This is a genomic window from Streptomyces sp. NBC_00306 (assembly GCF_036169555.1).
Lineage (GTDB): Bacteria > Actinomycetota > Actinomycetes > Streptomycetales > Streptomycetaceae > Streptomyces > Streptomyces achmelvichensis.
The window spans coordinates 7,530,316-7,544,459 of sequence record NZ_CP108032.1 but is presented as its reverse complement, the minus strand read 5'-3'; the positions used below and the strand labels follow the sequence as shown (position 1 = coordinate 7,544,459).

Annotated in this window: 13 protein-coding genes; 7 read left to right on the top strand and 6 right to left on the bottom strand. The window is 70.1% G+C overall.

The features are described from left to right. Positions 1-83 precede the first annotated feature (83 nt). The gene (locus OHA05_RS33695) at positions 84-1,976 is read left to right on the top strand and encodes a Na+/H+ antiporter NhaA (protein WP_313942456.1); all 1,893 of its coding nucleotides are present in this window, start codon (positions 84-86) and stop codon (positions 1,974-1,976) included. 107 nt (positions 1,977-2,083) lie between these two features. After that, positions 2,084-2,512 (top strand): ATP-binding protein, encoded by a 429-nt coding sequence (locus OHA05_RS33690; RefSeq protein ID WP_313942457.1) that lies wholly within the window; start codon positions 2,084-2,086, stop codon positions 2,510-2,512. 22 nt (positions 2,513-2,534) lie between these two features. Here the strand turns inward: OHA05_RS33690 and OHA05_RS33685 are convergent, their stop codons facing one another. Together OHA05_RS33685 and OHA05_RS33680 are read right to left on the bottom strand one after the other, a co-directional pair. Continuing rightward, positions 2,535-3,365 carry a SigB/SigF/SigG family RNA polymerase sigma factor gene (locus OHA05_RS33685; protein WP_328863503.1) on the bottom strand — a complete coding sequence of 277 codons (831 nt, stop codon included), beginning with the start codon at positions 3,363-3,365 and terminating at the stop codon, positions 2,535-2,537. Between the two features lie 270 nt (positions 3,366-3,635). Next, complete coding sequence (locus OHA05_RS33680) at positions 3,636-3,986, bottom strand: PRC-barrel domain containing protein (RefSeq protein ID WP_313942458.1); 351 nt, start codon at positions 3,984-3,986, stop codon at positions 3,636-3,638. 172 nt (positions 3,987-4,158) lie between these two features. Here OHA05_RS33680 and OHA05_RS33675 point away from each other — a divergent pair, with 172 nt between their 5' ends. After that, positions 4,159-4,683: a hypothetical protein gene (locus OHA05_RS33675; RefSeq protein ID WP_313942459.1), complete on the top strand. Its 525-nt coding sequence runs from the start codon at positions 4,159-4,161 to the stop codon at positions 4,681-4,683. 47 nt (positions 4,684-4,730) lie between these two features. Beyond that, complete coding sequence (locus OHA05_RS33670) at positions 4,731-5,495, top strand: YqjF family protein (protein ID WP_413777696.1); 765 nt, start codon at positions 4,731-4,733, stop codon at positions 5,493-5,495. A 9-nt stretch (positions 5,496-5,504) separates the two neighbouring features. Here the strand turns inward: OHA05_RS33670 and OHA05_RS33665 are convergent, their stop codons facing one another. The 4 genes from OHA05_RS33665 to OHA05_RS33650 all read right to left on the bottom strand — a co-directional run bounded on the left by OHA05_RS33665 (position 5,505) and on the right by OHA05_RS33650 (position 10,209). Next, complete coding sequence (locus OHA05_RS33665; RefSeq protein WP_313942460.1) at positions 5,505-6,614, bottom strand: DUF475 domain-containing protein; 1,110 nt, start codon at positions 6,612-6,614, stop codon at positions 5,505-5,507. Between the two features lie 68 nt (positions 6,615-6,682). Further along, positions 6,683-7,045 carry a UBP-type zinc finger domain-containing protein gene (locus OHA05_RS33660; RefSeq protein ID WP_313942461.1) on the bottom strand — a complete coding sequence of 121 codons (363 nt, stop codon included), beginning with the start codon at positions 7,043-7,045 and terminating at the stop codon, positions 6,683-6,685. A 15-nt stretch (positions 7,046-7,060) separates the two neighbouring features. After that, positions 7,061-8,554, bottom strand: coding sequence for an ATP-binding protein (locus OHA05_RS33655; protein ID WP_328862640.1), 1,494 nt, complete (start codon positions 8,552-8,554; stop codon positions 7,061-7,063). Then, positions 8,551-10,209, bottom strand: a complete 1,659-nt coding sequence (locus OHA05_RS33650; protein WP_313942463.1) for an FAD-dependent oxidoreductase — start codon at positions 10,207-10,209, stop codon at positions 8,551-8,553. The genes OHA05_RS33655 and OHA05_RS33650 overlap by 4 nt, the downstream gene beginning before the upstream one ends. 216 nt (positions 10,210-10,425) lie before the next feature. Here OHA05_RS33650 and OHA05_RS33645 point away from each other — a divergent pair, with 216 nt between their 5' ends. From OHA05_RS33645 to OHA05_RS33635, 3 genes are all read left to right on the top strand, one after another. Beyond that, positions 10,426-10,830, top strand: a complete 405-nt coding sequence (locus OHA05_RS33645; protein ID WP_313942464.1) for a YciI family protein — start codon at positions 10,426-10,428, stop codon at positions 10,828-10,830. Between the two features lie 111 nt (positions 10,831-10,941). Beyond that, positions 10,942-12,195 (top strand): RNA polymerase sigma factor, encoded by a 1,254-nt coding sequence (locus tag OHA05_RS33640; protein WP_328862639.1) that lies wholly within the window; start codon positions 10,942-10,944, stop codon positions 12,193-12,195. Positions 12,196-12,424: 229 nt separating this feature from the next. Then, the gene (locus tag OHA05_RS33635; protein ID WP_328862638.1) at positions 12,425-14,116 is read left to right on the top strand and encodes a sigma-70 family RNA polymerase sigma factor; all 1,692 of its coding nucleotides are present in this window, start codon (positions 12,425-12,427) and stop codon (positions 14,114-14,116) included. Positions 14,117-14,144 lie beyond the last annotated feature (28 nt).

Sequence of the window (14,144 nt, the reverse complement as noted above, 5' to 3'; positions counted from 1 at the left end):
GCCGTCTCTATTCCTCCGGCACCGCCGGGCGGCCGCAGCCGCGCGGAGGTGCTGAGGCCGCACCGTGCGGAGATACTGCTCCGGTGAGCGGGACAGCGGACGACTCAGGCTTCTCGGGTCAGACGACCGATGCCGGTGAGGTCAACAAGCCCCTGCGGGACTTCCTCCGTACGGAGACGGGCAGTGCGGCCGTGCTGCTCGCCGCCGTGGTGGCCGCCCTCGTCTGGGCGAACGTCGATCTGCACGCGTACGAGATGGTGTGGGCCACCGATCTGTCCGTCCGGATCGGCTCGTACGGCCTCTCGCTGGATCTCCACGAATGGATCAACAGCGGACTCATGACGTTCTTCTTCCTCGTCGTGGGCCTGGAGGCGCGGCGCGAGTTCGATGTGGGCGAACTGCGCGACCGGCGCTGGGTGCTGCTGTCCCTCTTCGCCGGCGTCTGCGGCATGATCGTGCCGGTTCTCATCTATGTCGCGATCAACAGCGGCCGCGATTCCGTGCACGGCTGGGGTGCGGCGATGTCCACGGACACCGCCTTCGCACTCGGCATCCTCGCGATCCTCGGCTCGCGGCTCCCGGCGTCGCTGCGGGCCTTCATCCTGTCCGTCGCCGTGGTCGACGACCTGATCGCGCTGCTGGTCATCGCCGTCTTCTACAGCGAATCCATCCATCTGCCGGCGCTCGCCGTGGCCGCCGGAGCCATGGTTCTGATCCTCGTGGTCCGCTTCACGGGATTCGGACGCGGTCCGCTGTACGCGGTGTTCGCCGTGGTCGTCTGGGTGGCACTCCTGAAGGCGGGCATCGATCCCGTGGTCACGGGGCTCGCGGTGGGGGCGCTCGCCGTCGCCTACCCGGCAGCGCGCAGCGATCTGGAGGCCGCCAGCGGGCTGTTCCGCCGCTTCCGGGAGCAGCCGACGCCGGAACTCGAACGATCCGTGCGGCGGGGCCTGGCCTCGGCCGTCTCGGTGAACGAACGCCTGGTGCAGATGTACCACCCCTGGACCAGCTATGTGATCGTGCCGCTGTTCGCCCTGGCCAACGCCGGTATCCCGGTGGGCGCGAGCGAGCTGGCGCGCGCCTTCACCTCCCCCGTGTGCCTCGGCATTCTCGCCGCGTACGTGGTCGGCAAGCTGGTGGGCGTCCTCGGGTCCACGGCGCTGGTCACCAAGCTCACCCGCCACCGGCTGCGCCCGCCGGTCGGCTGGGGTTCGGTCGCCGCGGCAGGCAGCATCGCGGGAGCCGGCTTCACGGTGTCCCTGCTGATCGCCGTGCTCGCCTTCGAGGGCGAGGAACTCGACAACGCCAAGATCGGCATTCTCGCCACGCTGATCGGCTCTTTCGTCGTCAGCTGGTCGATCACCCTGGTGATCGGACTGCTGCCCGCCCACCGTCGCGCCCGCGCCCTGCTCGGAACCACCGAACCCCTCACGGACCTCGCCGTCCCCGTCGACGAGGAACGGGACAGGATGCGCGGCCCACGGGACGCGCCGGTGACCATCGTCGAGTACGGCGACTTCGAGTGTCCCTACTGCGGCCAGGCGGAACCGGTCGTACGGGAGATGCTCGCGGACGAAGGAGACGTCCGGTATGTGTTCCGCCATCTGCCCCTGACCGATGTGCATCCCAACGCCCAGCTCGCCGCCGAGGCGGTGGAGGCCGCCGGAGCGCAGGGGGCGTTCTGGGAGATGCACGACCTGCTCATGGAGCGGCAGGACGCGCTGCGACCCACCGACCTGGTGCGCTACGCCTCGGAACTGGGGCTGGACGTGGACGCCTTCCGCCATCACATCAAGCATCGTCGTGGGGCCGGGCGGATCGCCGACGACGTGGAATCCGCCGACCTGAGCGGTGTGACCGGTACCCCGACGTTCTTCGTCAACGGGCGCCGCCACCAAGGGGCGTACGACATCGCCGGCCTGACGGAGGCCGTCGAACTGGCCCGCCAGCGCTCCCTGCTCACGCCGCCTGCCTGACCGCCTGATCAAGCTCTGCGCCCGAGGTCCCGGAGAACGCCCGGTGTCCGGGCCGTCAGCGGGTACTCGACAGGCCGGAACCGTTATCGGTGCAGAGAGGGCAGACCATGACCGACACCTCCTTGAGGGCCGTGGGGTGGGCCCAGTCCTTCCCGGTGTCCGACGGCGTACGGGCAGGACGCGAGTGGGCGCGGGAACACCTGGAGGCCCTCGGCTGGACCACGCGGGCGCCGGAGACCGTGGACGCGGTCCTGCTCACCATCTCCGAGCTGGTCACCAACGCGCATGTGCACGCCCACAGCGACGCCCAGCTCATCCTGACCTGGGACAGCGAGTGCCTGCACGTCAGCGTCCACGACTCGGACACCGGCGTCCCCACGCCCCGCGAACCGGACTCGACCAGGCCCTCAGGACGTGGGCTCGTGCTCATCGACGCTCTCGCGGATCACTGGGAGACCCGCCCCCAGCCGGGTGGCAAGACCGTCACGGCCTGCTTCACCCCGGGCGGCGAGCCGTCGCCGCACCCCGCTCACTGACAGATCTCAGGACAACGCGGGCTCACTGGTCGGTGAGCAGGCCCGAACGCAGTTTGCCCAGGGTGCGCGCCAGCAGCCGTGAGACGTGCATCTGGGAGATGCCCAGGTGCTCACCGATCTGCGCCTGGGTCATCTCGGCGCCGAAGCGCATGTCGATGATGGTCCGCTCGCGGTCGTCCAGCTGGTCGAGGAGGGGAGCGAGGGCATGGAGGTCCTCGAAGAGGTCCATCGCGGGATCGCACTCGCCCATGGTGTCGGCGTAGACACGTCCGCCGTCGCCCGCTTCGTCGTCGCTGACGCCGGGGGTGTCGATGGAACCCGCGGTGTAGCCGTTGGCGGCCACCAGCCCTTCGAGGACCTCCTGGTCGGTCAGGTCCAGATGGGCGGCCAGCTCCTTGACGGTGGGGTCGCGGTCCATGCGGGTGCAGAGCACTTCCTTGGCCTTGGCCAGGTCGACGCGCAGTTCCTGGAGGCGGCGCGGCACGTGCACGGCCCAGGTGGTGTCGCGGAAGTACCGCTTGATCTCGCCCACGATGTAGGGCACGGCGAACGAGGTGAACTCGACCTCGCGGGCCAGCTCGAACCGGTCGATCGCCTTGATCAGCCCGATGGTGCCGACCTGGACGATGTCCTCCATCTCACCGCTGCCGCGGTTGCGGAACCGCCGGGCGGCGAAGCGGACCAGGGACAGGTTCATCTCGATCAGCGTGTTGCGGGCGTACTGGTACTCGTGGGTGCCTTCGTCCAGGGCCTGGAGCCGGGAGAAGAACAGTCGCGACAGCTCCCGGGCGTCCTTGGGGGCGATCTTGCCCGCGTCGTCGATCCAGGGCAGTCCGCCCGCGGCGTCCACCACCGCCGGCGGTACCGACCGGCGGGTCGTGCGGGGCGTTCCGCTCACCTGCGTGGATGTCGTCACGACGTCACCTCGGGATAGGGGCCTGTTAGGCACCTGCCCGGACAGCGCAGCCCTACACCGTTGCCGCCCGACAACTTTTGCACCGGATCAGAACCGGCCGGACCGGGAGGCCGGGTCGGACCGACGGACCGGACCGTCGGATCAGCCCGCTGGATCAGCCCGATGGATCGGACCCCGGGCAGGACGTGCCCACGGCCCGGGCCACCGTCAGGCGCGGTGACTGCCGTAGTACCCGCCGACCTCCTGGTGATAGCCCAGATCCCCGATGTGCTTCGCCTTGTCGAACTCGGGAGCGTCCTTGATCTGCGCCTTCGTGCGGTCGACGTGGATCGTCTCGCCGTCCGTGTCGATGCGGGAGACGGTGCCCGCGGGCAGCAGAACCTGCTTGCCGAAGATCCATATCCCGGTGTCGACGACCAGATAGGCGGAGCCGATGTCGTCGGAGTGCTTGTCGACCTTGCCGATGCTTCCGTCCAAGGCCTCGACCTTGAACCCGACCAGGTCGACCCCCGCGATATGCCCTGCCGTCTGCGGGTAACCCCAGATGTTCTCGCTCACGCGCGCCTCCTCGTCGTCGGTGCACACCCGGCCGGCGGGTCCCTTCACGGAGCCCCGGCCCTGACGGACTCCGAGTGCCCCTGTGGAAGCGGGTCACACACCGCGCAGGACACGCGGCGCGAGCCGTAGCACCATGGAGATCCCACCGCGCTCCACGAGCTGGAGGACTGCCATGGAGACCCAGGCGGCCGGTACACGAGACACGTTGTCGCTGCTGCGGATCTATCTCAACGACCATCTGGCCGGTTCGACGGGCGGCGTGGAGCTGCTGCGGCGCTCGGCGCGGTCGCACCGGAGCAGCTCGATCGGGAGGGAACTCGCACGGCTGGCCGCCGAGGTGGCGGCGGACCGGGAGGCGCTGCTCCGGCTCATGGCGCAGCTCGGTGTGCCGCCGCAGCGGGCCAAGGTCGCCCTGGGGTGGATCGGTGAGAAGGCGGGCCGGCTGAAGTTCAACGGCCGCGTCGCCTCCCGCTCCCCGCTCAGCGACGTCCTGGAGCTGGAGGTCATGCGGCTGGGGGTGGAGGGGAAGGCGTCGTGCTGGCGGACGCTGCGTGCGCTGGCGGAGTCCGACGACCGGCTGGACGCGGTCCTGATCGACGGACTCCTCGACCGGGCGAAGGAGCAGGCAGCGGCCCTGGAGGCACTGCGGACGTCCGTCGCTGCCGACGTGCTGGGCGGCGGGCGCGCGCGGAAGTGACGCCGGGAGCCGTCCGGTCCATGGGCCGCGTCTGAGATGCTGGCGCGGTGTCCCATCCATCGTTCGACGCGGGCCCGATAGCGGCCGACCCTCCGCACCGTACGGAGAACCCGCTGCTCACGCAGTCGTGGCTGGACCTTGCCTTCCTGCACTGGGCCGTGGACCCGGCCGATGTGGCTCCGCTGCTCCCCACCGGTACCGTGCCCGACACGCTCGACGGGGTCAGTTATGTCGGTCTGGTCGCCTTCCGGATGCACCGCGTGGGGTGGTTCCGTCTGCCCGGTGTCCCGTATCTGGGGACCTTCCCGGAGACCAATGTCCGGCTCTATTCGGTGGACACGCACGGACGGCGTGGGGTCGTCTTCCGTTCGCTCGACGCCTCACGGTTCATCCCCGTGGCAGTGGCCCGCGCCCTGTTCCGACTGCCGTACATGTGGTCGCGGATGACCATCCGTCACACGGACGACACGATCACCTACCGCAGCGCCCGGCGTTGGCCGGGGCCCCGGGGCGCGCACAGCAGGATCGGCATTCGCATCAGGGAGAGCATCGAGGAGCCGACCGACCTCGAACACTTCCTCACCGCTCGCTGGGGCATGCACAGCACGTTCTTCGGACGGCAGCTCTACCTGCCCAACACCCACCCCCGGTGGCCGCTGCACCGGGCCGATCTGGTCGAGTGCGACGAGTCCCTCATCACGGCCGCCGGGCTCCCGGAACCCGTCGGCGACCCGGTGAGCGTCCTGTATTCGCCCGGTGTCCCGGTACGGTTCGGCCGCCCCGCTCGGCCGGGCGGCATCCCCACACCCTGACGGCGCCGGTCAGGGGTCTTCGCCGTCGGCGGCGAGGGCCTTGTTGCGGCGTACGGACGACAGGAACGACGCCCCGATCAGCACGACGCCGATCAGACCGGTGATGATCTCGTTGATCTGGTACTGGATGGTGACCAGCAGGATCACGGCAAGGGCGCCGATCGCGTAGTGCGCGCCGTGCTCCAGGTAGACGTAGTCGTCGAGCGTGCCCTGGCGGACCAGATAGACGGTCAGCGACCGGACGTACATCGCGCCGATGCCGAGACCCAGTGCCATGAGCACGATGTCGTTGGTGATGGCGAAGGCGCCGATGACACCGTCGAAGGAGAACGACGCGTCCAGGACCTCCAGGTAGAGGAACATGAAGAACGCGGCCTTGCCCGCCAGGACCACGGCGGACGGATCCTTTCCGCTGCGCCGCGCCTCCTCTTCGGCCCGGTGCTCGCGCTCCTCCTCCTCTTCGAGCCTGTTCTCGAAGAACCCCGACAGCCCGCCCACCACGAGATACGTCACCAGCCCCGCGACACCCGATATGAGCACGGTCTCGCCCTTGTCGACGTGTGTGCCGCCGTGCTGATGGGCGTGGGTCGCGACGGTCGTGGCGCTGATCATCAGCACGATCAGGGCGATGCACACCGACAGCATCTCGATCTTGCCGAGCTTGGCCAGCGGGCGCTCGAGCCAGCCGAGCCACTTGATGTCACGGTCGGCGAAGACGAAGTCGAGGAAGATCATCAGCAAGAACATCCCGCCGAACGCGGCGATCGAGGGATGCGCGTCGGTCACCAGTTCCTCGTAGCGGGGCTTGTCGGTCAGGGCGAGATGCACCGCGTCGACCGGACTGAGCTGGGCACTCACGGCGACGATGACGACCGGGAAGATCAGCCGCATGCCGAAGACGGCGATCAGCACGCCCACCGTGAGGAAGATCGTCTGCCAGAAGGCGCTCATCTTCTTCAGGATTCCGGCGTTGATCACCGCGTTGTCGAACGACAGCGAGACCTCCAGCACGGTCAGGATCGCCACGACCCCGAGTGCCGCCCACCCGTCGTAGAACACCGCCACGACGAGGCCGAGGGCGGTGACGCCGAACGACCAGCGAAACGTCTTCCACACCATCCGCCATCCCCATCAATCGCGTAGGCAGACCGACCTCACCCACCATAGGCACCAGGGCCGACGGGCGATCAGTTGACGTGCTGCTGCCAGTCGGGAGGTACGGCGCCCTGCGGCCCGGGCGTCGGCTGGGCGAGGGGATGGGCGGTGGGAGGCGGCAGTTGGGGGCCGCCTTCGTAGTACTGCTCCGTCTCGACGTTCCAGAACCACTCCTCCCCCGGTTCGAAGCTGGTGAGGAACGGGTGCCCCTCCTGCTTCGCGTGCCGCGTGCCGTGCTGCGACGGTGACGAGTCGCAGCAGCCGATGTGGCCGCATGCGGCGCAGCGGCGCAGATGCACCCACCAGCCGGGCCCGTCGCCGGCCAGGCAGTCGGCGCATCCGTCCCCGCTGGGCTTCGCCGCGGGGTCGATACCGGGGATCCGGTCGTCTGCCATGGGGTCTCTCCTCACTCAGCCCGAGGCTGGTTCGGTTCCGGTACTGCCGACGTCCTCGGGCGGCGGACTGTCGTCGTCCGAGGGAGGTGTGATGGGCAGACAGACACGGAAGCGCGTGTCACCGGGCCGCGAGTCGACCCGGATGTCGCCGTGGTGCTTGTTGACCACGATGCGATAGGAGATGTCGAGACCGAGCCCGGTGCCCTCGCCGACCGGTTTGGTGGTGAAGAAGGGTTCGAAGATCCGCGGGCGGACGTCCGCGGGGATGCCGGGGCCGGTGTCGCGTACCTCGATGAAGAGGCGCTCGTCCTCCCGCCAGGTGGTGATCGTGAGGGTGCCGCTGCCCTCCATCGCACTGAGCGCGTTGTCGATGAGGTTCGTCCACACCTGGTTGAGTTCGGCGCCGTACGCCGGGACGGGCGGCAGGGTGCGGTCGAACTCCTTGACCACGCGCACACCGGAGGGAATCTTGGCCTGGAGCATCACGAGCGTGGCGTCGAGGAGTTCGTGCACATCGACGGGCTGCTGGGCGGAGCGGTCGAGCTGCGAGTACTGGCGTGCCGCGTCGACGAGCCCGGAGATGCGGCTGACAGCGTCCTCGATCTCGCTCATCAGCAGCTCGGTGTCGACGGTATAGGTGAGCCATCCCACCGCTGCCTGACGGTTCTCGTCGCCCAGGTTCTCGGTCGCGTCGGCCAGCCAGTCGGGGTCGATGCCGCCGGCGACCAGCACGGGTGCGATGTCCCAGGGCCTGGCGACCTCGTGGTCCTCCAGCCAGTCGGCGACCTCGTCCTCAGCGTCGGACGATTCGATCGCCGTCAGCTTGGGGGCGTTCGTGGCCCGCTTGACGGCCGCGTCCTGCATCTCGACCAGCCGGTGCAGCTGAGTCCCGTCGACCCGGCCGTCGGCGATGAGGGCGAGCTTGTGGCGCATCTTGGTGACCCTGTCGCGCAGGGTGTCGGTGGCCCGGACGGCCGCGGCCGCGGGGTTGTTGAGCTCGTGCGTGAGGCCGGCGGTGAGGGAGCCGAGGGCGACCAGCCGTTCGCGTTCCCCGACGATGGTGTTGCTGGCCCGGGTCCCGAAGAAGAGGCCTTCGAGCAGGTGCAGCGCCATCGGGAACCAGGTGCGTACGGCGTAGGAGAACTCGTCGGCGGGCAGGACGAAGAGTTCGACGTCGGTGATCGCTACCAGGGTGTTGGGGTATGCCTGATCGACCCGGTCCCCCATGTAGGCCTGGGTGGCCCCGGCGTAGACGCCCCGCTGGTCGGTGCGGTTGAACTCGACGTCGTCACCGTGGACACGGCGGCCGATCGAGACCGTGCCGCTGAGCAGGACGAAGAAGCAGGTGGCGTCCTCACCCTCGGAGTACACGGGCGAGCCGCCCGGCCGTGTCTCGACGCGGCCGCGTTCGGACAGCCACTGCAACTGCTTGTCGTCGAGCGCCTCGAAGAGGAACAGTTCCTGAAGTTCGGCCGGGGTGAGCCCGGTACGGGGGCCCGGGTCGTTCATGGCGCCTCCAGGTAGCGGTGCACCAAGGAGACGGCCATGGCGCCCTCACCCACCGCGGATGCGACCCGTTTGACGGAATCAGCGCGTACGTCTCCGGCGGCGAAGACTCCGGGCACGCTGGTTTCGAGGTGGTACGGGTCCCGGGACAGCGGCCAGTGGGCGGGCCTTTCCCCTTCGGTCAGCAGGTCGGGACCGGTGAGCACGAAGCCGCGGCCGTCTCGGGCCACGACGCCGTCCAGCCAGTCGGTGGGCGGCTCGGCGCCGATGAAGATGAACAGCCAGGAGGTTTCGGTGGTCACGACGTCACCGGTCCGGTTGTCGCGCAGCGTGAGCCGTTGCAGATGCCTGTCGCCCGCGCCGCCCGTCACTTCGGTGTGCGGATGGACCTCGATGTTGTCGATGGCGCTGATCTGCTGCACGAGGTAGTACGACATCGACCGGATCAAGTCGGCGCCGCGGACGAGGAGATGGACGCGCCGGGCGTACCGGGAGAAGTAGACGGCGGCCTGACCGGCGGAGTTGGCGCCGCCGACGATGTACACGTCCTGGCCGGAGCAGTTCGCTGCCTCGAAGGACGCGGAGCCGTAGAACACGCCAGCCCCGGTGAACTCGTTGAGGCCCTCGCCCTCCAGTCGCCGGTACGACACCCCGGTGGCGAGGACCACCGTGTGCGCCCCGATGGAGGTGCCGTCGCTGAACCGCAGCACCCGGCCCGCTCCCGCCGCTTCCAGGGCGACCACCTCACGGGCGCTGAGGATCTCGGCGCCGAAGCGGGTCGCCTGGCGGCGGGCCCGGTCCGTGAGCTGCGCACCGGACACCCCGTCCGGGAAGCCGAGGTAGTTCTCGATGCGGCTGCTCTGGCCGGCCTGCCCGCCTGTCGCGCTGCGCTCCACCAGGACGGTCCGCAGGCCTTCGGATGCCGCGTAGACGGCGGCTCCGAGACCGGCGGGGCCGGCGCCGATGACGACGACGTCGTAGAAGTCGGAGGCGGGTGTGGTGCTCAGGCCGACCTGGGCGGCGAGCTCGGCCTCGGTCGGCGACTGCAGGGTCTTGCCCTCGGACGTGATCACCAGCGGTACGTCGTCGGCGCTCAGACCCGCGGCGTCCAGGAGCCGTCTGCCCTCGGGTTCGTCGGCCGCGATCCAGCGGTAGGGGACGAGGTTGCGGGCGAGGAACTCCCGCACGGCGAAGGAGGGCGCCGACCAGCGGTGACCGACGATACGGGTCTCTCCGGCACCTCGTTCGGGGGCGTTGGTCCACAGCTCCAGCAGGGAGTCCAGCACCGGGTAGAGGTTCTCCTCCGGCGGGCTCCACGGCTTGAGCAGATAGTGGTCGAGATCGACGATGTTGATGGCGTCGATGGCGGCCCCGGTGTCGGCGTACGCCGTCAGCAGGACGCGTCTGGCCAGCGGGAACAGGTCCATCGCCGCTTCCAGGAACTGCACGCCGTTCATCGTCGGCATGCGGTAGTCGGCGATCATCACGGCGAGGGGTTCGCCCCGCAGCTTGACCTCGCGCAGAGCCTCCATCGCCTCTTCGCCCGACGGTGCCCGGAGCACGCGGTACCGGTCGCCGTACCGGCGACGGAGGTCGCGAGCGATGGCTCGGGAGACTCCTGGGTCGTCATCGACGGTCAGGATGGTCGGCTTCGCCATGCCCACCATCATGCGCCGCACCGATCACGAATGCGATGCGAATGCCCGGCGAGCGCGGAACCGGCGGTCGGGGCGGCGCCCGGGGGAAGCTGCCGCCAAGGGCTGTCCCTTAGATTTTTCGGCAGATCGTCCGGAGGCTGTCGAAAACGCGGCCCGTGCTTCTACCTACTTGTGAGGGCGCCCCAGGAGGGGCTCCCCGGGCAGAGGGAGACCACCATGAAGTACATGCTGCTCATGCAGTTCAGCGCGGACATGCAGGACACGCTCCCGCCGATCACCACCTGGTCCGCCGACGAGATCAAGGCCCACATGGCCTTCATGAACGAGACCAATCAGCAGCTCACGGCCAGTGGCGAGCTGGTCGACGGCCAGGGACTGGCCATGCCGGAGACGGCCAAGATCGTCCGGGGGCACGGCAGCGGGGCGCCGGTGGTGACGGAGGGCCCCTTCCCGGAGACGAAGGAGTTCCTCGCCGGCTACTGGATCGTGGACTGCCCGACCCCCGAACGTGCCGTCGAGATCGCGGCTGCCGTGTCGGCCGCTCCCGGCCCGGGCGGAGCGCCCCTGAACATGCCGATCGAGGTGCGGCAGGTGATGTCGGCCCCGCCCGCCGACCTGTAGGAAGGAGCGGTCGGGCCCGTCACCCCCGGGCCCACCGTCGACCGGCCGGTCGACGCCGATCGATGCCGATCAACGACGAGGACCACGACGCTGACCGACCTGCCCGAGTCCGTGAGCGACCTGCTGCGCCGCCTGGCGCCGCAGGTCGTCGGCGTACTCACCCGGCGCTACGGCGACTTCGAGACGGCCGAGGACGCGACCCAGGAAGCCCTGCTCGCGGCCACGCACCAGTGGCCGGCGGAGGGGTTGCCGCGCAATCCGCGGGGCTGGCTGATCAAGGTCGCGCAGCGGCGGATGACGGAGCAGGTCAGGAGCGAGCAGGCCCGCCGCCGCCGGGAGGAACTGGTCGCCGCGCAGAACCCGGCGGACCGGCAGGCCGCGCCGGCTGCGGACACCGCGCACGGTGCGGACCACGACGACACGCTCATGCTGCTCTTCCTGTGCTGCCACCCCGCGCTGTCGCCCGAGGCCGCGATCGCGCTCACGCTGCGTTCCGTCGGGGGGCTGACGACCGGCGAGATCGCCCAGGCGTTCATGGTTCCGGAGCCCACCATGGGCCAGCGGATCAGCAGGGCGAAGCAGCGCATCAAGACGTCGGGGATTCCGTTCCGCATGCCGGACCGCGAGGAGTGGCCGGACCGGCTGGACGCGGTCCTTCAGGTGCTGTACCTGATCTTCAACGAGGGTCACACGAGCAGTACCGGCCCCGATGTCCGGCGCGTCGAGCTCTCGACCGAGGCGATCCGGCTGACGCGTGCCGTGCATGCCCAGCTCCCCGACGACGGCGAAGTCAGCGGACTGCTGGCCCTGATGCTTCTGAACGACGCGCGCGGACCGGCGCGGACCGGCCCCGCGGGTGAACTGATCCCCCTGGCCGAACAGGACCGCGGCCTGTGGGACGCCGAGGCGATCGCGGAGGGCGTCGCCCTGATCACCGCCGCACTGCCGCGCGGCCCGGTCGGCCCGTACCAGGTGCAGGCGGCGATCGCCGCGGTGCACGACGAGTCGCCGACGGCCGAGGAGACGGACTGGCCGCAGATCCTCGCGCTGTACGGCGTGCTCGAGCGCATCTCCGCCAACCCGTTCGTCGTCCTCAACCGGGCCGTCGCCGCCGCCATGGTGCACGGTCCCGACGCCGGTCTGGAAGTACTGGAGGAGCTGGCGTCCGACGCACGGCTCAAGGACCACCACCGGCTGTACGTGGTGCGCGCCCATCTGCTGCGGATGGCCGGGGACCGGGAGGGGGCGGTGGCGAACTACCGGGCCGCCGCCAACCGGACGGCGAGCCTCCCGGAGCGGCACTACCTCACCATCCAGGCGGCCGAACTCGCGGCGGAGGGCGAAGGCGGGCCCGCGCGCTCATAGCCGCGGACAGGGGGCCGACCCGGGGAGTTCGTTCCCGGGAGGGCGATCGATCACCCTTCCGTCAGGCCCCCGCCGGCCCGGAACACCCGTTCGCCTACGATCTCTCCGCACCACGCCGACGAAAGAGCCCGTCTGCCCTTTCCCGGTTTCTGTTATCCGCGTGGAGTCCTCGCGTCTCCCATCCGTGGGGCGGAACAGGCCCGAGTCGGGAGCAAGGAGCGGAGAGAACGTGAGCAGTGACCTCGAGGTCTCGGAGATCGTGGCGGCCCGGTCCGGGGACCAGCAGGCCCAGGACCGGCTCGTCGCCGCGTACTTCCCGCTCGTCCACAACATCGTCGGGCGGGCGCTCGACGGGCACGCCGACGTCGACGACGTGACGCAGGAGACCATGCTCCGCGCCCTGTCCGGTCTCGGAACGTTGCGCGACCCGGGCAGTTTCCGGTCGTGGCTGGTGGCCATCACGGTGAATCAGATCCGGGGCCACTGGCGCCGGCACCGGGATGCACCGGTCACCGGCGGTCTGGACGACGCCTACGACCTCGCCGACCCCGGGGCGGACTTCGTCGACCTGACCATCGCGCGCCTCGGACTGTCGGGGCAGCGACGCGAGGTCGCCGAGGCGACCCGCTGGCTCGACGAGGACGACCGGTCGCTGCTGTCCCTGTGGTGGCTGGAGTCCACCGGCGAACTGACCCGCGCCGAGGTCGCCGTGGCCATGGAGCTGTCCCCGCAGCACACGGCCGTACGCGTGCAGCGGATGAAGGCACAGCTCGAGGCATCGCGAGTGGTCGTGCGCGCCCTCGCGGCCCAACCCCGGTGCGTGCTGCTGGAGTCACTGGTCGAGGGGTGGGACGGGGCGCCCTCCGCCCTGTGGCGCAAGCGCATCGCCCGCCATGCCCGCGAATGCACGGTGTGTTCCGGCTTCTCGGCCGGTCTCGTCCCGGCGGAGCGCCTCCTCGTCGGCCTGGCGCTCGTGCCGCTCGCGGCCGCGGCGACGACGCTGGCTCCGGCCGGGGCGGATCCGGCGCTCGCCGCGGCACACGACCGGATACCCGGGGGGCACGAGATACCCGGCGAGCACGAACCGGCCGGGGAGCACGAACCGGCCGGGCACCACGAGATACCCATGCAGCACGGAAGAACGGGCCTCCGACACGGCGGAGGCCGTGCCCACGGGCGCGAGACGCAGCGGCGGCTCGATCGCGCACGGCGCCGCCGGCGGACGAGTGCCGCGGCGGTGGCCGTGGCGGCGCTGGTCACCGCGGGGGGTGCGCTCCACCTGTTCACGGACGACCAGGATCCCGGCACGCGGACGCCGTCGACGGTCACCGAAGCACAGGGAGTCCTGCCGTCCACTCCCCCGGCGAGGACCACGGCGACCGCCTCACCTTCGCCGTCTCCCGGCAGCGCGACCCCGACGCCCCGGCCGTCGCCGTCACCGTCGAAGCGCGCCGCGACCCGCACGCCGGCCCCACGCCCCGCCGTCTCGGACTCCGCGCCCGCTCCGAAACCGGAAACAGAAACGCAGCAGTCCCGGTCCGGACCCGCCGGCACCGTCCTCTCCCTGGTCAACAAGGAGCGTGCCGCGGCCGGCTGCGGCCCCCTGAGCGGCAACGGCCGGCTGGACACGGCCGCCCGCCGGCACTCCGAGGACATGGCGGCGAAGAACTATTTCTCGCACACCTCTCAGGACGGCAGAAGCCCCGGCGACCGCATCACCGCTGCCGGCTACCAGTGGCGGACCTACGGCGAGAACATCGCGAGAGGGCAGCAGAGCGCGGCATCGGTGATGGAGAGCTGGATGAACAGTCCCGGTCACCGTGCGAACATCCTGAACTGCGCGTTCACGAGCATGGGCCTCGGCGTCCACGAAGGCCCGGGCGGCCCGTGGTGGACGCAGGTCTTCGGGGCGAGCAGCTGAGACCGGCGCGGTCTCCGGCACCGCACGC